This is a genomic window from Pseudomonas sp. A-RE-22 (assembly GCF_019956035.1).
In the GTDB taxonomy this organism is placed as follows: Bacteria; Pseudomonadota; Gammaproteobacteria; order Pseudomonadales; family Pseudomonadaceae; genus Aquipseudomonas; species Aquipseudomonas brassicacearum.
Genome location: NZ_JAHBCZ010000098.1, coordinates 120,124 through 138,048, shown reverse-complemented (window position 1 = coordinate 138,048; position 17,925 = coordinate 120,124). Strand labels below are relative to the sequence as shown.

General features: G+C 57.9%; 18 protein-coding genes and 1 pseudogene. 6 read left to right on the top strand and 13 right to left on the bottom strand.

The genetic code is table 11. The features are described from left to right. Positions 1-122: 122 nt before the first annotated feature. The 4 genes from KGA89_RS30220 to KGA89_RS30205 form a co-directional block, all read right to left on the bottom strand. Positions 123-1,037 (bottom strand): LysR family transcriptional regulator, encoded by a 915-nt coding sequence (locus KGA89_RS30220; RefSeq protein ID WP_223473270.1) that lies wholly within the window; start codon positions 1,035-1,037, stop codon positions 123-125. 16 nt (positions 1,038-1,053) lie between these two features. Beyond that, entirely contained in the window at positions 1,054-1,449 is a 396-nt protein-coding gene (locus KGA89_RS30215; protein WP_223473269.1) for a DUF1330 domain-containing protein, read from the bottom strand. 74 nt (positions 1,450-1,523) lie between these two features. Beyond that, entirely contained in the window at positions 1,524-1,913 is a 390-nt protein-coding gene (locus tag KGA89_RS30210) for a putative quinol monooxygenase (RefSeq protein ID WP_039012101.1), read from the bottom strand. An 80-nt stretch (positions 1,914-1,993) separates the two neighbouring features. After that, on the bottom strand, positions 1,994-2,935 hold the full coding sequence (locus tag KGA89_RS30205; protein WP_052239521.1) for a LysR family transcriptional regulator: 942 nt from the start codon (positions 2,933-2,935) through the stop codon (positions 1,994-1,996). A 190-nt stretch (positions 2,936-3,125) separates the two neighbouring features. Here KGA89_RS30205 and KGA89_RS30200 point away from each other — a divergent pair, with 190 nt between their 5' ends. The 3 genes from KGA89_RS30200 to KGA89_RS30190 all read left to right on the top strand — a co-directional run bounded on the left by KGA89_RS30200 (position 3,126) and on the right by KGA89_RS30190 (position 5,100). Continuing rightward, complete coding sequence (locus KGA89_RS30200) at positions 3,126-3,695, top strand: flavodoxin family protein (RefSeq protein ID WP_039012103.1); 570 nt, start codon at positions 3,126-3,128, stop codon at positions 3,693-3,695. A gap of 93 nt (positions 3,696-3,788) precedes the next feature. Continuing rightward, a complete protein-coding gene (locus KGA89_RS30195) occupies positions 3,789-4,025 on the top strand; it encodes a superoxide dismutase (protein ID WP_223473268.1) in 237 nt (78 codons plus the stop codon). Positions 4,026-4,050: 25 nt separating this feature from the next. Continuing rightward, positions 4,051-5,100 (top strand): NAD(P)-dependent alcohol dehydrogenase, encoded by a 1,050-nt coding sequence (locus KGA89_RS30190; protein WP_223473267.1) that lies wholly within the window; start codon positions 4,051-4,053, stop codon positions 5,098-5,100. Positions 5,101-5,174: 74 nt separating this feature from the next. Here KGA89_RS30190 and KGA89_RS30185 read toward each other — a convergent pair whose 3' ends face one another. The 3 genes from KGA89_RS30185 to KGA89_RS30175 are packed head-to-tail and all read right to left on the bottom strand — an operon-like array spanning position 5,175 to position 7,376. Then, the gene (locus tag KGA89_RS30185) at positions 5,175-5,561 is read right to left on the bottom strand and encodes a putative quinol monooxygenase (RefSeq protein WP_052239522.1); all 387 of its coding nucleotides are present in this window, start codon (positions 5,559-5,561) and stop codon (positions 5,175-5,177) included. Between the two features lie 52 nt (positions 5,562-5,613). Further along, the gene (locus KGA89_RS30180) at positions 5,614-6,648 is read right to left on the bottom strand and encodes an amidohydrolase family protein (protein WP_223473266.1); all 1,035 of its coding nucleotides are present in this window, start codon (positions 6,646-6,648) and stop codon (positions 5,614-5,616) included. A gap of 32 nt (positions 6,649-6,680) precedes the next feature. Continuing rightward, positions 6,681-7,376, bottom strand: coding sequence for a type 1 glutamine amidotransferase domain-containing protein (locus KGA89_RS30175; protein WP_223473265.1), 696 nt, complete (start codon positions 7,374-7,376; stop codon positions 6,681-6,683). Positions 7,377-7,813: 437 nt separating this feature from the next. On the opposite strand from KGA89_RS30175, the gene KGA89_RS30170 reads away from it, so the two are divergent. Together KGA89_RS30170 and KGA89_RS30165 are read left to right on the top strand one after the other, a co-directional pair. Continuing rightward, positions 7,814-8,746 (top strand): NAD(P)-dependent alcohol dehydrogenase, encoded by a 933-nt coding sequence (locus tag KGA89_RS30170; RefSeq protein WP_223473264.1) that lies wholly within the window; start codon positions 7,814-7,816, stop codon positions 8,744-8,746. Positions 8,747-8,748: 2 nt separating this feature from the next. Continuing rightward, positions 8,749-9,453, top strand: coding sequence for a helix-turn-helix transcriptional regulator (locus KGA89_RS30165; protein WP_039012114.1), 705 nt, complete (start codon positions 8,749-8,751; stop codon positions 9,451-9,453). Positions 9,454-9,485: 32 nt separating this feature from the next. Here the strand turns inward: KGA89_RS30165 and KGA89_RS30160 are convergent. The 6 genes and pseudogenes from KGA89_RS30160 to KGA89_RS30135 all read right to left on the bottom strand — a co-directional run. Further along, positions 9,486-10,808, bottom strand: a pseudogene (locus KGA89_RS30160) (heavy metal translocating P-type ATPase); the annotation flags it as partial. 22 nt (positions 10,809-10,830) lie between these two features. Continuing rightward, positions 10,831-11,721, bottom strand: a complete 891-nt coding sequence (locus tag KGA89_RS30155) for a universal stress protein (protein ID WP_223473263.1) — start codon at positions 11,719-11,721, stop codon at positions 10,831-10,833. A gap of 339 nt (positions 11,722-12,060) precedes the next feature. Further along, positions 12,061-12,783 carry a haloacid dehalogenase type II gene (locus KGA89_RS30150; protein ID WP_223473262.1) on the bottom strand — a complete coding sequence of 241 codons (723 nt, stop codon included), beginning with the start codon at positions 12,781-12,783 and terminating at the stop codon, positions 12,061-12,063. Positions 12,784-12,903: 120 nt separating this feature from the next. Then, positions 12,904-14,352: an APC family permease gene (locus KGA89_RS30145; RefSeq protein ID WP_223473261.1), complete on the bottom strand. Its 1,449-nt coding sequence runs from the start codon at positions 14,350-14,352 to the stop codon at positions 12,904-12,906. Positions 14,353-14,557: 205 nt separating this feature from the next. Continuing rightward, a complete protein-coding gene (locus KGA89_RS30140) occupies positions 14,558-15,298 on the bottom strand; it encodes an IclR family transcriptional regulator (protein WP_223473260.1) in 741 nt (246 codons plus the stop codon). Between the two features lie 57 nt (positions 15,299-15,355). Then, positions 15,356-16,324, bottom strand: a complete 969-nt coding sequence (locus KGA89_RS30135; protein ID WP_223473259.1) for a helix-turn-helix domain-containing protein — start codon at positions 16,322-16,324, stop codon at positions 15,356-15,358. A gap of 214 nt (positions 16,325-16,538) precedes the next feature. Between KGA89_RS30135 and KGA89_RS30130 the strand changes: the two genes are divergently transcribed. Beyond that, positions 16,539-17,912: an aspartate aminotransferase family protein gene (locus tag KGA89_RS30130; protein WP_223473258.1), complete on the top strand. Its 1,374-nt coding sequence runs from the start codon at positions 16,539-16,541 to the stop codon at positions 17,910-17,912. Positions 17,913-17,925: the final 13 nt, after the last annotated feature.

The following is a 17,925-nucleotide window of genomic DNA, read 5'->3' as shown; positions in this document are numbered from 1 at the left end:
GACAGCCTATACATTATCGAGTTGATTGGCCGACCACAACCAATTGCTGTGTTTGGCAATAGTCACGCTGCGCAGTCCACTGGTTGAGCTGGAGACAGTGATGAGTGACAGCACGACGGTATTCAATCTTCGCCCCCCTGGACGCGCCGGGGATAGCGTAGTGCTTCAACCAAAAGGCTGAACGCCGGTGAAGATTGAAGGCGACTGGGGTAATACAGGTGAAATCCGGCGAACGGCGGACACCAGTCTTGCAACACGCGAATCAAGTCACCCGTGTCGATGTGCTGCTGCACAAGTGTTTCCGGCAAATAACCCAACCCAACCCCGCTCCGGCAGGCATCAAGTGTCTGATAAACGCCATTGACGACGAGTTGCCCACTGACCTGAACATTCTTGATGACACCTTCTTTTTCGAACTCCCAAGTGTAGATACCACCGTGAGTGGGGAATCGCATGTTGATGCAGTTATGGCGGACAAGCTCGTGGGGTTCACCAGGAGGCACATGTGCCGCGAAGTAGTCTGGCGTCGCTACAACGGCCATGCGCATGTCAGGAGCAATCCGTGTAGCGATCATCCCCTCCCCCACAGTATCGCCATACCGGACGCCTGCGTCATAACGGTCGGCAACGATGTCGACCAGGCGATAGTCACAGTTCACCTCTACGTTGATGTCCGGGTATCGAGCCAGAAACGTTTCCAGCACTGGCCATAGCACCGTATGAAAGCTGAAGTCCGCTGCGGTGATCCGTATCGTGCCGGCTGGCTTTTCTCGAAGGCCCAACAGTGCCTGGAAATTGACCTCCATAGCCTCGAAGTGAGGGCTCATGCTGTCGTAAAGCGCCTGTCCGGCATCGGTCAATGTGACATTGCGCGTGGTGCGGGTCAGAAGCCTCAGCCCTAACCTTTCTTCGAACGCCTTGATGGTATGGCTCATCGCCGATTGAGAGACGCGAAGCTGTGCAGCCGCTTTCGTGAAACTTCTTTCTCGAGCCACTGCAATGAAGACCAGTAGGTCGTTCGCGTTCTCGCGCAGCATGCGTGTAACTCCTTAACTATTGTGCCGATACCCCCTCGATCAAATAGACATCTGTCCTGGCTGAACGCTGGCGAATTTTCCGCAATTGGGTGTACTCCACAGAGTTATACCAAGCCTGGGCTTTTCCGAGGCTCGCAAACTCAATGACAACACGGCGACGCTTTGGCGCCACACCCTCAAGCGAAATAGTCTCGCCGCCACGGACAATGAAATGCCCGCCATAGGGTTTGAAGGTTGCCTCAACCTGTGCACTGTAAGGCTTCATTCCCTCAGGATCGGTCACCTCAAACTCGGCTACATAATAGGCTGGGGGTGTTGCCGACGGGACTTCTGATGCGATTACCCGGCCGCTACCTGCCGCAAAAAAAGCCAGGCCCACCATTGCAACAGCCATCACCTTCACATTTTTCATCACTGTCCTCCATTGAAAAACCAGTTTGCTCAGCGTGAGAATCGCGTACCGACCAGCCACCTACTGAAAATCGATCATCGACCGGGTTGAGTGCTGAGTTGAACCGGATCGGTTTCGATTAACACTCTGGACATGATCATCGACTGGGTCGTTGTCACGTACTTCTGGAAATGTGCGGAGGCAATATGGTTTCGATACGCCGCCTCATCTGCATAGATTTCGAAGAAGTGCAGCCGATTGGAGTGGTCTTTTTCCGCGACCGAATAAATAGCCAGCACACCCGGCTCAATACGAATGGACTCGGCCATTTCCTCTTTGACTGCAACTTGGTAGGCCGCCAGTTGAGCCGGATCAATCACAAGTTGTGCAATACGCACGACCTTTTCTGTCGGCTCCGCGGCGGACACTGAGCCCAGCCAAAGACAACTCATGACAACAGGGGCGTACAGGATTGAAATCCGCATTCATATGTCTCTGATGGCTATTAGCGAAGTCATGCTACAGCGCGCGCTCGATGAGCACTCATGAGCGAACCAGATAACTGTTATGAGTGCGCGTGCGATGCCGAGCTATTTGAAGCGTGACTTTCGAGGCTTTTGGGAAGTTCAAGGGCAAGCACGTCGATTGCCAGTCGTGAGCGTAACGGAAGGTGTTGAGCGTCTGGCCAGACAACGTTGCACTCCATCACTGCCCGAGGTCGATCGGCCCATATCTCGACCAGCTCACCGCGATGAATCCGTTGTCGAATCAGCCAGTATGGAAGCCAGGCAATACCCATACCTGAGACGGCGGCATCGGCGATGATTTCAAGATCATCCAGCCGTACCCGCGTACCCACGGCAACCTCGACCAGAACACCGGCTGCGTCGGGCAGTCTCCAAGGTAGCGCCTGTCCGTTGCGACAATAGGGAAGCAATTCATGGCTCGACAGATCTGCAATTGATTCCGGCGTCCCACGTTGAGTCAGGTATAAAGGGGAAGCACACAGTAACTTGGGTTGGCTGACCAGTCGGCGTGCTCGCAATGTAGCCCCATTCCCCAGAGTGCCACTGCGCACTGCCAGGTCGAAACCGTCGGACACGAGATCTATCTGGCGATCACTGAAGCTGAGTTCGATCTCCAGCCCTGGATGCTCGCGAGCAAACCCTAGCAGAATCGGTGCAACGCAGTACCGTCCGAACAGCACCGGAAGCGACACTCGCAACTTACCGACCACTTCCCTACGACCTGTCTCCAGCATGATCTCGCCAGAGCGCAGCGCCTCTATTGCTCGAACGCACTGCTCGTAATACTGCTGACCGTGTTCGGTGATGCATTGGGTCCTGGTAGTGCGCTTGAAAAGCTGGACGCCCAGCCGCTCCTCCAGGCGCGCGATGGACTTCCCGACGGCTGAGCGCGTGAGTGACAACCGCTCGCCAGCCTTTGCAAAACCGCCGGCTTCAACCACCTCAACGAACAATTGCACACCATCGAACATATCCCGCATAGCAAGCCCTCAGAACGCCCAGACTGTAGAGTTATCGGAACCATTAACGAGAATAATAGCCAGCAATGGTTATCAAAATTCTACTTTATAGTAAGCATGAAACAAGCAACAAATGCTTTCTCCCATTTAACGTGCAGCGTGTCGCTATTGGTTTTTTTGGCCAGGCGCATCGCACAAACAAGGGCGGCAGATGAATATTACGATCGTGTATGACAGCGGCTACGGACATACCGAGCGCGTGGCAGAGCGCGTGGTCAATGGCGCGCTGCAAGTTGAAGGAAGCGACGTCAAGGCTATTGCCGTCGGCGAAGGGTTTACCGATTGGGAACGTCTTGAAAACAGCGACGCGATTATCTTTGGCTCCCCGACTTACAACGGGCTTATCAGCGCGAAGCTGAAGCAGTTTTTCGAAGACTCCACCAAGACCGCCTGGACTCAACAGAAGTGGCGCAACAAGATTGCCGCCGGCTTCACAAATTCCGGAGCTCAACATGGAGACAAGCTCAACTCCCTGGTGTCGATGGCCCTGTTCGCCGCCCAGCATGGAATGATCTGGGTTGGACTCGACCTGATGCCAGGTAACAGCAGCAGCTCTGGCTCCACCACCGACCTGAACAGGTTGGGCAGTTGGCTGGGCGTAATGACCCAAGCCAATACGGATCAAGCTCCCGAACTCTCCCCACCGGACAGCGACCTGCGCACCGCCGAATATTTCGGGCGACGCGTAGCGCAAATTACCGCTCGTTTTCTACCGGTTTAACCCCTCCATCATCGATTAAGGACACAGATCATGAAGCTGCTTTGCCTAGACGTTCCCCAGCCTGGCGTTACCTTGGCCCAGTATGAGCCCTACATGAAAGATGAAGTCCGTCACAGCTGGAAGTTTTACAAGGACGGGGCCATCCGTGACATCTATTTCCGCCAGGATCGGCCGGGTGTTGCGATCATTGCCGAGTTTGAAACCATTGAAGCTGCCAGGACCGCACTTGCCGAATTCCCCCTTGCGCTCGCGGGCTTGATTGGCTGGGAAGTAATCCCACTGGGCCCCTTCACGAATTGGGAAGCGTTGTTCGACCCGCAACTCGCCTGATCGCCTACGGAACAGGATTATCAACATGAACGTATTGAGCTACGCAGCTCACTCGGCCACAGCGTCACTTGAGCCGTTTTCCCTCACAAGACGCGCCCTGCGAGAAGACGATGTGATCATCGATATTCTGTATTGCGGCGTGTGCCACACCGACTTGCACCTGGCCCGTAACCATGGCGGCTTCACCACCTACCCCATCGTGCCAGGCCACGAGATCATCGGCCGTGTACGCCAAGTCGGCGCACAGGTATCGCGCGTCCGAGTTGACCAGTTGGTCGGGGTGGGTTGCATGGTCGACTCGTGCCAGCAATGCCAGCCCTGCCTGCACGGGTGGGAACAGAACTGCCTGGAAGGATCGACCTTTACCTACAACAGCAAGGACAGGCGCGATGGCAGCGTGACCTTTGGCGGGTATTCGCAGGCCATCGTAGTACGCGAAGAATTCGTGCTGTCCCTTCCCCCTGGCCTCGATCCAGCAGGGGCTGCCCCGTTACTTTGCGCAGGTATCACGACGTGGTCACCGCTGCTGCACTGGAATGTCGGTGTCGGCAGCAAGGTCGCTGTCATTGGCCTTGGCGGGCTCGGTCATATGGCATTGAAGCTCGCAAAGGCACTGGGTGCAGATGTCAGTCTGCTCACCCGGTCCGAGGGAAAATCCGACGATGCATTTCGACTGGGCGCCGACCATGTCGTGGTATCGAGCGATCCAGAACAGATGCGCGCTGTGGCTGGCCAATTCGACGTGATCATCGACACCGTGCCCTACGATCACGACATCAATCCTTACGTACCCACCCTTGCGCTGGAAGGCGTATTGGTTCTAGTGGGTTATATGGGGCCACTGTCTACATCTGTAAACGCGGGCTTGCTGGTAAGCGGTCGAAAAGCCATTACAGGCTCTTTTATCGGCGGGGTGAAAGAAACCCAGCAAATGCTCGATTTCTGCGGCGAAATCGGGATCGTCTCTGACATCGAAATAATCCCGATTCAAAAGATAAACGAGGCTTACGAGCGAATGTTGAAGAGCGACGTCAAATATCGCTTCGTCATCGACATGGCCTCCTTGAACGCGTGAAGAAGAGGCTCCTGGGGATGCCAAACGCATTCCCTGGTGACTCGGATACGCTGCGGCCGGAAGCGGTCGCTTCGTCAAACTTGATCAAGGCTGAACGGCTTCGTTGCCAGCGCTACAACGTCTGTATCGATCAGCTCCAGAGACTGGACCATGCCCACTACCGTCGACTTGTAGTGTTGGAACGATTGCGTCTCTAGATGCGCCCGATACGCTTCGTCATCGCAATAGATTTCCACGACGAAGAAGCTGCCGGGCACATCGCGTCGCTCCAATGCGTAAAAAGCCAGGATGCCAGGCTCTTGGGCGACCGAGTCTTCCACAATACGCCTGGAAGCCTCCCGGTATTGCTCCAGCTGTTTGGGATCTACCTGGATTTGGGCAATACGAATAAGAGGTGCGAGCGCCTTGTCGCCATGATCAACTTGAGGCATTGGGTCGGTGGCGGGAGGTTTGGCAGACATCTTAAACCCTCGATGATTTCGGGCATTGACGCGCGCATTGGCAAGGCCAGATTCAAAGCCTGAGCAGCCTCTCGGCGTTGCCGTGGGCAATCAGCGCTTTCTCTGCCTCTCTGATTGGCAGGTTCTCAATAAATGCTCGCGCACCGTCCAGGCTCTGGTAGGGATAATCGATGGAGTACAAGATGCGTTCCGCCCCCATCAACGAATAAATAAATTGAAAATGCGGGATGGTCAGCATGCCGCTGGGCGAAACATACACATGCTCACGATAGGTCTGAACGATCGGCCGTTTAAGACCCGAAGCTTCTTGCGGAATCGAATCTTCAAGTCGCTGCAGGAAAAAAGGCACCATCTCTCCCCAATGGCCGCTGATCACTTGCAGCGAGGGATAGCGGTCGAATACACCCGCCAATAGCATACGGACTACCTGGATCCCCGCTTCGTTGTGCCACCCCCACGCAAACATGGATAGCCGAGCACTGAGCTCGCGCTCAAAACCACCGTAATACGGTGCTTGTACAGCGGGCAGCGGAAGGCCTGGATGGAGGTACAGCGCAACATTCAACTCATTGAAGGCATCGAGTATCGGGGTGTAACGCGGGTCGTCCAGAAAGGTTTCGCCAGGTCGACCATTGATCAACGCGCCTTTCAGGCCGAGTTCTGTCACCGCCCTTTCCAACTCGATCGCTGCCGCCTCCGGCGCCTGCCATGGAAGTGTGGCAAAACCTGCGAAGCGTTCCGGATTGGCATGCGCTGCGTCCGCCAGTTTGTCGTTCGCCGCGCGGCATAAATCAATGGCCTTTTGCGCTGGAAGCAGTTGAGGGAAGCCACCATAGGAGAGGACTTGCATATCGATGCCGGCTGAATCCATATCAGCAAGGCGTGATGCCCCCATCTCGAACCCTTTGCGAGCAGACTCGCTAGGCGCAATGACATGAGGCCTGCTTGGGTCAGTCACTGTGCTTATGCCATCCACTACCCGGCTGCCCCAATCGGAGAGATAGGGGGCTTCTGCGCTCACAAGCGTCTGGGCTGCCGCACCGATAGCGGGATTCAAGACATGTTCTTCGACACAAATTAACTTCATATGAATGCTCCTACGCCCAAACTCGAGGTCAATCATGCAAGCAATGCGTCTCTCAGCGCTTCTCCCAAGCTCGCTGCTGATTGCGGGTTCTGACCAGTAATGAGCCGACCGTCGACAACTACGTTATCAGCCCAATTGGCTGCGCTTTGATGCAATGCACCGCGTGACTTGAGCGTTGTGGCGAGCAAGAAAGGTACGACGTGAGTGGACTGCACCTCCTCTTCCTCTTCGTCGGTAAACGCAGCCAAGCGTTTGCCTGCCAAAAGCAAGGTGCCATCGGCACGGCGCGCGTTGACGAAGGCCGCCGGACCATGACAGACCGCCGAAACAATGCCACCGGCCTCATCAATTTTCTGGATGGCGTTTTGTACGGCGATGTTGTCGGGGAAATCCCACATCGTGCCGTGGCCGCCGGCGAAAAAAATCGCAGAATAACGCCAAGGGTCTATCTCACCGATGTTTAACGTATTCGCCAACGCATGGCGAAAATCGCTGTCAGCCCAATAGCGAGCAATAACCGGATCAGTCATATCCTCCAGGCCGTCCAGAGGCGCGGCGCCCCCCAGAATCGATGCAATCTCTACACGAATACCCGCTGTCTGCAGCTTTTCCAGCGGGTGCGTCACCTCTGCCAAGTTGAAGCCAGTCGGAATTCCGGTTGCCCCCTTCAACCTATTACTGGTGACCACAAAAAGTACAGGCTTGAGCTGAGATGCTTCAATAGTCATTTGGAATGCTCATATTTAAAGACAGCACAGTGGTTATGTTCAGCGCAACAATACGGCCTATATCGATAGCTCGATATTACCCATTCAACACGCAGTTAATTTCCAGCAAACAAGAAGACTTTATAGTAGAACGCTATTGAACATTGGGGAAAGTTCATCCTGATTATGTAGCGCTCAAGATGACAATTAATGCTTAGCAAGAAAGCAGCGCTTGCTAATACCCAGTGAACACACTTTATTCATGTAGCAAAATCGCTGATGTCCTCTCACCATAACGCGTCGCTGCCCCCGGGAACCCTGGCGGTCGCTTTCTAGGATTCACTCATGGCGGTGCTAACTGCCCGCTAGCTGATCAATGGTGACAAAAACTGTCCGCCAAGCTCTGTAGATTCTGCCCGTGATCACCCTAATCTTATGCTGGTGTTTGGAGACAGTTCATGAAACGCATTCAGTACAGCAAGTATGGCGGGCCCGAGGTCATGCGAATTGATGACTTTGAGCTGGATTCCCCTGCCGAAGGTGAGGTCGGTGTGAGCGTCAAGTTTGCAGCAATCAATCCAATTGACTGGAAGCTGCGCATCGGACAAATGAAAATTGTCACCGGTCGGAAATTCCCTCGCGCAATGGGTATGGATTTCTCCGGCACAGTTGTATCGGTCGGCGCGGGGGTCACCCGGTTTAAGGTCGGAGATCCAGTGTTTGGACTCGCCCGATTTAAAGAAAGCGGCGCGTTTGGCCAAGCCGTTATCACAAAAGAGGCATTTTTAGCCGGTAAGCCTGATGACGTTTCATTCGAGGATGCCGCCTGCCTGGGTACGCCTGGTGTAACCGCCTGGAACGGTCTGATAGACAAGGCTAAGCTTCAAGCGGGCCAGCACGTCTTCGTCAATGGTTGTGCGGGAGCCGTTGGTGAAGCGGCCGTACAAATTGCGCTGATGCATGGCGCTGTAGTCTCGGGCAGTTGCAGCGCCAAGGACATCCAGCGAGCAAAGTCATTGGGTGTGCAGACCGTTTATGATTATCGAAACACCCAGGCATCGAGTATCTCCACCCGATTCGACGTGGTTTACGACACGGCGGCAACGCTATCGGTTTCGACAGGCGTTGCGATGTTGCGGGCAGGAGGCGTGTTTCTGGACCTGAACCCCGGCCTGGGTAAGTTTGTTCGAGCTATTTTTGATCGCAGACTCAAACCCGTTATCGGATCGCCGCGCGGTGAAATCCTGGATAAGCTTGCAAAAGCCGCCAGTGAGCATCGCTTCAGAATCCCGGTAGCAGAAACTGTTTCCCTGAACGATGCTGGAAAACTGATCGGGGAACTCGAAAAAGGTCGAAAACTCGGCGGCAAGGCCGTGATCGAGATGGAGTAGGAATGGCCAGAAGTGACCGATTGTTTGAGCTGATGCAAGTGCTTCGCCGACATCGCAGGACGGTATCGGGGCGAACACTTGCCCAGGAGCTGGGGGTGTCACTTCGCACCATACGTCGCGACGTATTGACATTGCAGGGAATGGGCGCGGACATCGATGGTGAGCCGGGGTTGGGTTATATTTTGAAGCCCGGATTTCTTCTACCCCCGCTTTCATTCACAGAAGAAGAAATACAGGCACTTGTAGTCGGTGCTCAGTGGGTCAGTCGTCAGACAGACGATAAATTTGCCTTCGCCGTGAAAAACGCCTTGGCCAAAATTAACGCCGTCTTGCCTTTGGATATGCGTCACACCTTCGAAGATGAAACATTCTACGTAGGCGCCCACGCCACCCCCTGCACTTCAATCGACCTAAGTGAAATCCGCTTTGCCTTGCGCGACCAGCGCAAACTGCTTATCACTTTGTCGACGGCCAATGCCCCTGTAGACAAACAAGTTATCTGGCCGATTATGCTGGGCTTTATCGACGCCAAGCGCTTCCTGGCGGCCTGGTGTGAGGCAGACGATAAGTTCCGAGTGATTGCTTTGGATGACATCGCTCAACTGGAGGTACATGTCGAGCGCTACAGTCGTAACCGGCGCCAGCTTATTAAGGAATGGCGTGCGCAGGAGATCCTGCCTTGTAACGGCCATGGCGAGGTGTGCTGATCCGGCCTACATCGCCGGAGTGGTCCTGAGCGCTAACGCCAATCCAGATAACGAAACAGCTCCTCCTCTTGTTCAAAATGCAGTTGCACCAAGATGTCCAGGCGGATCAGTTGATGCTGGATCTCATCGGCAGTTGCCGTGGCGGGGGCACAACTGAAGTCGTCACTCATGCGCGCCAGCAAATGAATCAGGCGGAAAATCTCCCGGTGGACGTGGCTCATGGCCGATAGCGGGTCCTCACCTGTCATGTTTCGCACCAGCAGTGGATACAGTGTCTGTTCATCTTCGCGCTCATGCTGCGCCAGTGAGGTCTGCAGGTGGTTGACCAACTCCGACAGGTCAGTCCGCGCCTGCTCAGGCGCTCGTCGGGCAAAGTCGTTGGCCAGTCGATGCAGATCGCTCGGTAGGGCACCGAGTTGCTGGTGTTCAGCTTGCAGGTGATCAATATGCTCAGCGGCCAGCTTTCTTTTCCCCTGCGCCCAGAACGGCCCCAAGGCGCGCAAGGCGTTGACGATGATCACCACATCGATGCCCTCCTGCACCACGGCACCGATCAACGGCGGTAGATAACCGAGGGCCGCCAGCGCCATGGCCAGCAAGGACATTCCCATCCCCACCAGCACGCCTTGGCGGGCGATAAAACGGGTATGCCGGGCGATGTCCAATGCCTCGACCGCCAACGTTGGCCGCCGCCAGCGCGGGGCGTCGTTGATGCCATCACCGACCATCAATGTGCTGGCGCGCTGGCAACCCTGCTGTACAGCCTGCACTTTGTCCTCGGGGGTCAACCCGGCGCGCAGTTCATCTATCCCGGCGGACAGGGCAATCATTTCGGCAGTTTCCAGGCGATCCCCGGTGAGCATGACGATCCGTTCAATCCCTCTATTGCGCAGTCGACGCAGGGTTTGCGGGGTTTCGCGCCGAACGGTGTCGAGGAAGACCAGCAGGCCAGCGAGCTCGCCATCCACTGCAATGAAGCTTGCGCTGCATGCCTGGTAATCCATGTGGCGCAGCATGGTGGTGGCCCAGTCGGTCATGGGCGCATCGTTACCCCCGTCGACCTGCCCAGACAGCCCTGCACCGGGACTCTCCTCTACCCCTTGCGGGACGCAGAGTGGCAGTTTGCACTGATGCGCCGCGTCGACGATGGCCTGGGAGATGGGATGCGTTGAAGCCTGCGCGAGCGAAGCGGCGAGGCCAAGCAGGCGTTGCGGATCGATGGGGCCGTTCGTCTCGATCGACTGCAAGCGGGCATGGATGAAGAACAGTGCGTAACGGTCAGCCAGGCGTACGAAAGGCGCGCGAGAACGGCGTGCCGCCTCGGCCAGGCGCACGATCCCGGCATAAGTGCTTTCGTTATGGACGATCCTGGCCGCGCTAGATGGCTAGAACGCTGCAAGGCACCTGGTAGAGGGTATGTTCAGTCGTACTGCCCAAAAGCTTCTCCAGGCCATGGGACTGGACCCTGCCCATCACAATCACATCCATATGCTGCTCATCAGCGAACGCACTCAACACCGCCACTGGGTGCCCTTCAATGAAATGACGTCGCTCAGCAGCCACGCCATATCGGTCAGCCAGGTCGAAAAAGGATGTTTCATGTTCTTTGCGCAACTGCGCGCCGAGGTCCGAGAGTGCTAGACCGCCGCCGCCCATATCGCCCATGTACACCATCGAGATGTCGCAGGCGTACAGCAAGTGCAACTCGGCATCACATTGGATGGCGAGCCCGCATGCCTGTTGGATGATCCGCTCATTGAGCTCGTTGTCCTGCGCCAGGGTATTGGACGCATCGACCGCCGCCACGACCTTGCGCGGCAAGGGCAGGTCACCTTCACTCAGCAGGTACACCGGTACCGGGCAGTGCCGCAGCAAGCGCCAGTCCAGCGGGGTGAGAAAGGCCCGCTTGAACGCTGATTCGTGCCGCACCTGCTTGATCAGCAGGTCAGGCTGCATTTCGGCGACGTGATCGAGGATGTCTTGCTGCATGTCATCGGCCCAGGTCACCTCCGTCGTCACGTCGATGCCTGTGTCGCGCAGGTGATTCGCCTGGTTCTTGAGCCAATCGCGATGGTCTTGCAGGTAGCCTTCGCGCGCCTGTTCCCGGTCACCTTCTTCAAGCAGTGACAACAGTTTCCAGGAAGGGATCAAGGCGGCGATGTGCAAGCTCGCACCGCAGGCCTTGGCCAGGGCCGCGGCGTGTCCCAAGGCATGGGAGTGGCGCAGGGCCGGGTTGATGATCAGCAATAACCGTTGATACTGGCTCATGATCGGACTCCATGGAACTTGCACGTTTGTCTCTGCCTGCCACGGCGGGCCACTGGCGTATCTGCCGCTGCAACGGGCACCTTCGTTGTAGATCCACCATCCTCTGTCAGGGCACCCGTGGCGTTGATATATATCAAGTACTTTCGTCGGTCAGGCATTCAACGACGCATGCGAAGCCAAAGGGCTATTGGTTCGCCCTCGTCTTCGAAGAGAAGGATCGCATTGAGGTGGTGCGCCATGGCGCCGCCCGCTGAGGGGGCAACGCGCTACAGGTAGAGACTTCGAGCTGTGGGCATGTGGACTCAAGGACCCGCTCCCTCCCCTTGAGTCACCGCTTGATCAGGTAGACATCACCTGAAGCTTGCGATCAAGATCGATGAAACTGTCCGCCTGCCAGTCCCAATCCTGGGCTTGGGCTGCATCGGGTGCAGGCGCTCCGCCATATTCCATGGGCCGGTCGATATAGGCCGTCATCAGCCCGCAATCCCTGGCGGCCGCGAGATCGCTGTGGTGGCAGGCCACCAGGCAGAGTTCATTGGGTTTGAGATCCAGCGCCCTTGCCGTGGACAGGTAGGCGCCAGGATCCGGTTTGTAGGTTTGCGCGAATTCCGCCCCCAGCAGCGCGTCCCACTGCAAACCGTTGTAGCGGTTCATAGCGATCATCAAGGCCACATTGGCATTGGACAAGGTCACCACCGCAAAGCGTCGGCGCAGCAGGGCCAGGCCCTCGGCCACGTCAGGCCAGGGGTCCAGGCGGCGCCAGGCATGGGCAAGCGTGTGCAATGCCTCGGGGGCAAGCTGGTCGACTTCCAGGCCGTAAGTTGTCAACAACTGGACCAGCGTCTCGTAGTGCAATGTGTCCAGCACGACGAAGCCTCCATGCCCCTTGATGCACTCGCGCAGCGCTGGCGCATACAACCGGCGCCATTGCATTGCAAATTCGGCGGGGCTGACAGCGGGCAGGTAGGTCGACACGAATGTACTCGCCTCACGTGCGATGCCTGAATGCCAGTCAACCACGGTACCGAACACATCGAATGCCAACGCTCGTGGAAGCGTCATCGCAAGACTCCTCTGCTATTTGCGGCCCAGCCTGGCACACCGACCTCTGGGGCACTGGAACGCAGGAATCAATGAGCTTAGCTTTATCCTCGTCAAGCGCCATCGATACTGCGCAGGCGCCTATAGCTTGTGACTGCCCAACACCCGATACCGTTGCGGCGCTACTTTGCGCAGTCGCGCCGCGAGGAATACGCCAGCCAGCAGGGCCGCGGGAATGATGGCGCAGAGGCCGTACGACAAGGCCTTGCTCGCGCCCGTCAGCACATCGAAATGCACCACCGCGATAAACAGGACCGCCAGTAGCGCGATGCAAGAGAACCCCGGGAAAATCCGCCCACGCCAGATCCCCAGCTTGAGCTCGGGGTGGCGCCGGGCAAAGGCCCATACCGCGGCGGACGTGAGCGCCATCAGCAAAATCACGCAAAGCGTCGCCAGGTTGGACAGCCAGGCGAACAGTTGCAGGATCGGATCGGCATCCATCGCGGCGAAAATCAGCACGACCACGGCGGAGATCAAACTCTGCAGCGCCGAGCCCATGTGCGGGCTCTGATGGACGCGATGGGTGGTCCCCAACCGGCTGTGCAGCAAGCCGTCACGCCCGATGGCGTAGAAATAACGGGCCGCGGCATTGTGGAACGCCAGCAGCCCGGCGTAGATGCTGACCATGAACAGCACGCGGATGACCTGGGTCAGGTGCGGGCCGACAAAGTGATCGGACATGCCATAGATAAACGTCGTCGGGTCCTGCAAGGCCTGAAGCGTGGAGACGATTTTGTCCGCCCCGACGCCAATCACCATCGACCAGACCGACAGCGCGTAGAACCCACCGATCAGCAAGACCGAACAGTAGGTGGCAATCGGGATCGTACGTTGCGGGTTCTTGGCCTCTTCGCCGTAGATGGTGGTGGCCTCGAAGCCGATGAACGCGGCGAAACAGAACAGCAGGCCGATCGACGGGGTGCCGCTGAACACGTGGCGGCCCGCAAACGCGTCGAGATTGATGCCACTGTCGCCGCCGGTCCTGAGAATGGCGAAGTCCAGGAGCAGGATCGCCAGATATTCGGCGATCACAATGACCGACAACACCCGCGCCGACAGGTCGATCTTGCGATAGCCGAGAATCGCAACGCTGGCCATCGCCATCAGCGAGTACGACCACCAAGGCAACACCAGGCCGAACACGCTTTCCATCGTGCCGCTGACCACCCCACCGAACATGCCATACAGGCCGACCTGGAGGATGTTGTAGGCAAACATCGCCAGCACCCCCGCCGCGCCACCGGCCAGGCCACCCAGGCCGCGCGAGGTGAACGCATAGAAACCGCCGGCGTTGGTGACGTGCCGGGACATGGTCGTGTAGCCGACCGAGAACGCCAGTAACACCAGCAGGGCCAGGATCAGCAACGCCGGTGTGCCGGCACCGTTGCCCAGCATGATGCCAATGGGAAAGCCGCCGGCGATGACACTCAAGGGGCTCGCCGCCGAAACCACGAAGAAGATGATGAAGCCGACACCCAGGGCCCCACGCTTGAGCTCCGTGGAGCTGTTGACCGGGAGAGGTACACTCATGTTTTCTTGACCTTATTGTATGAGGCAGGTGTTGTAGGATCGATGCAGTCAACCGCTCACCGTCACCGGATAGCGTTATTGTTCTTGTCGCACGCTGGATTCGATCCTATGCCTCTCCCTGAACCTCCCACTATCCCAAATCGGTAACCAGAGACCTGCGCTCGGAAAAAACCGGGCGGGTCATCATCCATCCCCCCCTACCCCCTCATTGCAAGGCGATACGTGCCGTCAGTTCCGATGCCGCGCCGGTAACCAGGTCGCACAGGTAGCCCGGTTGAAACGCCCGGAACCGTTCACTGCGCCCGACCAGGGTCATGCTTCCAAGGACGCGCCGTTTTTCGTCGAAGATCGGCGCCGCAACGCCACTGCGTCCCGGGTGCAACTCGCTTTCGCTGATACAGTAGCCCTGCTTGCGGATGGCGAGCAGGCTCTTGGTGAACGGCTTCCACGCCAACCCCAGGTGCAACAATCCGGACGGGATCGCGTGAGTGTCATAGATGCGTCGGATCTGGCGCGGCAGCAGATACGCCAACACGACCCGCGAGGTGGCGCTATGGAAAAGGTCGATCGGCCGCCCCCTGTCGCCACCGACCGGGCCGACATCGGAACCCCGCTGGATCAGCACGTTGACCACTGAATCGCCATGCCACTCACTGACCAGCGCATCCAGGCCGGTATCGTCGACCAACCTGTCGACCAGGTCCCGGCTGCACGCCAGCAACGGATCGTAGTTCGCCATCTGATGTTCCAGCGTGACGATTCGAGGGCCGAGTGCGTAGCCGCGCGGCAACCGCTTCAAGAAACCCGCGTCGCCGAGCTCGCGCAGATAACGATAGGCGGTGGCAGGCGTGTAGCCGAGCTCCTGGCAAATGATGTCCACATCGATGACCGGCTGCTCAGGGCGAAACAAGTCGAAGACTCTGAGCAGGCGCCGAAGGCTATTCATCGTTTCTACATCCTTGTGAAATCAAGCCAGCCCGTGCGCAGTGCAGCAGGCAGATATTCAAGCAAGCACGCAATCGCTGATGGCAGCACGCGCGGTTTGAGACGGCAGTTCGGCGAACAGTTCCTGATATTCCGCGGCAAAATGGCTGAGGTGATAGAAACCCCATTGGGCGGCGGCATCGCCGATCGAAAGACGCGACGCCTGGGTGGTCATCAAGGTCCGGCGTACACCGTTGAGCCGCACGGAGCGCAAGTAATTGATCGGGGTTGTCTCGGCAACCGAGCGGAAACTGTTCTGCACGGTACGTCGACTCACCTGGAGTCGCTGGCACAACTCGTCGACGCTGGGCACGTTGTTCAGTTCCGCGGTCGCCAGGCGATGGCATTTCTCGACAATGAAGCTGCGCGTGGAGCTTGGCGAACGCTGCTGCTTGTCACAGGCCGGGTCAGTCATGAGTTGCAGCAACTCGTCGAGCATGGCCTGTTCAAATGCCAGCTCCCGGTCCTGCCCATTGTCGAGTTCTTCGTTCGAGAGCGCCTGGGAGAATGCAGCCAGCATCCGACGTCGAGCGTCAGCGTAGCGTTGCGGGGGGAGCCTGATCACTGGCTGACGGAGTAACTGGCTGATTTCCTTGGCCGACGCGGTTTGCGCCAACGCCTGTTCGAACAATTCGCGTTCGAAGGTAATGGCTAGCAGCTCCATGCCCATCGGCATGTGGAACATGAACTCCTCACCGCCATGAAGAAAGAACAGGCTGCTCTCGTCCACCTCTCGACCCTGCATCCGAATCGAACCCGGGACGGTGATCGGCACGGCAAAGCACATCTTGCCTCGGGGGGCCACGCCATGCTGCACCACGCGCTGGTTGATCTGCTCGCGGAATACGTGGCAACGCCCCGTCGTCAACTGGATGAGCGAACTCTCGGCCGTACCGGCGGTTAGCTGGTTGTAGTCCTGGTTCCACTCCTGGACGGTGGCGGCGTGGACGTGGATGTCACGAAAATGGCTGATGTTCTGATTTTTCATGATGACGAGAGCCTCGGCCAATATTCTTGTTCTTAGAATGCCTTGTTGCGCGATATTCTCACATTAAGAGAATTATGCAAATTCTCTTTGATCATGGCAGTGCTCTGGTGCTGACGCTCGAGGCGGCCCGCCCAATGTGCCGATTCGGGCTACCGGCCTGGAACGGGCCACGAGGATGATCGGGACACTGAAACCGACATCCTGAGAGACCGTCATGAGTGAAGCCAAACTAGAATCCCTCCATTTCGCCGATGCCCCGCGGATCAACACCGCCATTCCTGGCCCCAGGGCCACCGAGGCCCTGGCATTGTCGGCACGTACCGAGTCGATGGCTCGCGGCGGCGGACGCATGCCCGTCGCCATGGACCGGGCCTTCGGCGCGACCTTCAAGGACGCCGATGGCAACACCTACATCGACCTGTCCGCTGGCGTGGGCGTGAGCAGCGTAGGCCGCTGCCATCCGAAGGTGGTGCAGGCCATTCGCGAGCAATCCGAAGTGCTGATGCATGCCTTGGAAGTCAACAGCACCCGGCGCACCGAACTGGCCGCCAAGCTCTCCGAGATCGCACCCGACGGCTTGCGCGGCGACTGCATCACTTTCTTCACGCAAAGCGGCAGCGATGCGCTGGAGGCGGCGATCAAGTTCGCCAAACGCGTCACCGGACGGCACCAGATCATCGCCTTCCACGGCGGCTACCACGGCGTGTGGAACGCCTCCGGTGCGCTGACCACAGGCACGGCCTACCGCAAGGGCTATGGCGCCCAGATGGGCGGGGTCATTCATGCGCCCTACCCTTATGCCTACCGTTTCCCCTTCGACACCACGGACAAAAGCGCCGAGCAGATTGCCGGCGACTACGTGGATTACCTGCTGAACACCCCCTACACCGCCGCCGATGACGTGGCCGCCGTGATCGTCGAACCGGTGCAGGGCGAAGGCGGTTACGTGCCCCCCTCACCCGAGTTCCTGCAACTGTTGCGCAAGGCCTGCGACCGCAGCGGCGCGCTGCTGATCGTCGATGAAGTGCAGTCCGGCGCGGGGCGTACCGGCAAGATGTGGGCGGTCGAGCACTCGGGCGTGAAGCCCGACATGCTCACCTTCGGCAAGGGCATCGGCAGCGACCTGCCGATGGCGGGCCTGATCATGCGTTCAGACCTGGCAGCCAAGATTCCTGACGGATCGATGCCCAACACCTTCGCCGCCAACTCGTTGTCCGCAGCCGTGGCGCTGACCAACATCAGCATCCTCCAGGACCCGGAGCTCGATCTGCTCAACCGCGCCCACACGCTGGGGCTGCAAGCGCAGGAACGTATCCGTGGCTTCGACAGCCCGCTGGTCGGTGAAGTCCGTGGTCGCGGCCTGATGATCGGGATCGAGCTGGTCGAGGACCCGGTCACCAAGGCGCCACTGGCACCGGATAAGATCGGCCAACTCATGGGCTACCTGTTGAACCACGGGGTGCTGATGATTCCCTGCGGTCGCTACAGCAACGTGATGCGCGTCATGCCCTCGCTGACGATCTCGCGCGCGCTGTTCTTCAAGGCACTGGACATCTTTGGCGACGCCCTGGCCTCCCTCAAGGGATGAGGTGTGTATACCC

Bases quoted from the DNA above. Each gene is read 5' to 3' on its own strand.
- KGA89_RS30190 (WP_223473267.1), top strand. From the start codon at position 4,051: ATGAACGTATTGAGCTACGCAGCTCACTCGGCCACAGCGTCACTTGAG.
- KGA89_RS30170 (WP_223473264.1), top strand. From the start codon at position 7,814: ATGAAACGCATTCAGTACAGCAAGTATGGCGGGCCCGAGGTCATGCGA.
- KGA89_RS30155 (WP_223473263.1), bottom strand. From the start codon at position 11,721: ATGAGCCAGTATCAACGGTTATTGCTGATCATCAACCCGGCCCTGCGC.
- KGA89_RS30150 (WP_223473262.1), bottom strand. From the start codon at position 12,783: ATGACGCTTCCACGAGCGTTGGCATTCGATGTGTTCGGTACCGTGGTT.
- KGA89_RS30140 (WP_223473260.1), bottom strand. From the start codon at position 15,298: ATGAATAGCCTTCGGCGCCTGCTCAGAGTCTTCGACTTGTTTCGCCCT.
- KGA89_RS30220 (WP_223473270.1), bottom strand. From the start codon at position 1,037: ATGCTGCGCGAGAACGCGAACGACCTACTGGTCTTCATTGCAGTGGCT.
- KGA89_RS30165 (WP_039012114.1), top strand. From the start codon at position 8,749: ATGGCCAGAAGTGACCGATTGTTTGAGCTGATGCAAGTGCTTCGCCGA.
- KGA89_RS30175 (WP_223473265.1), bottom strand. From the start codon at position 7,376: ATGACTATTGAAGCATCTCAGCTCAAGCCTGTACTTTTTGTGGTCACC.
- KGA89_RS30215 (WP_223473269.1), bottom strand. From the start codon at position 1,449: ATGAAAAATGTGAAGGTGATGGCTGTTGCAATGGTGGGCCTGGCTTTT.
- KGA89_RS30185 (WP_052239522.1), bottom strand. From the start codon at position 5,561: ATGTCTGCCAAACCTCCCGCCACCGACCCAATGCCTCAAGTTGATCAT.
- KGA89_RS30195 (WP_223473268.1), top strand. From the start codon at position 3,789: ATGAAAGATGAAGTCCGTCACAGCTGGAAGTTTTACAAGGACGGGGCC.
- KGA89_RS30210 (WP_039012101.1), bottom strand. From the start codon at position 1,913: ATGCGGATTTCAATCCTGTACGCCCCTGTTGTCATGAGTTGTCTTTGG.
- KGA89_RS30205 (WP_052239521.1), bottom strand. From the start codon at position 2,935: ATGCGGGATATGTTCGATGGTGTGCAATTGTTCGTTGAGGTGGTTGAA.
- KGA89_RS30130 (WP_223473258.1), top strand. From the start codon at position 16,539: ATGAGTGAAGCCAAACTAGAATCCCTCCATTTCGCCGATGCCCCGCGG.
- KGA89_RS30145 (WP_223473261.1), bottom strand. From the start codon at position 14,352: ATGAGTGTACCTCTCCCGGTCAACAGCTCCACGGAGCTCAAGCGTGGG.
- KGA89_RS30200 (WP_039012103.1), top strand. From the start codon at position 3,126: ATGAATATTACGATCGTGTATGACAGCGGCTACGGACATACCGAGCGC.
- KGA89_RS30135 (WP_223473259.1), bottom strand. From the start codon at position 16,324: ATGAAAAATCAGAACATCAGCCATTTTCGTGACATCCACGTCCACGCC.
- KGA89_RS30180 (WP_223473266.1), bottom strand. From the start codon at position 6,648: ATGAAGTTAATTTGTGTCGAAGAACATGTCTTGAATCCCGCTATCGGT.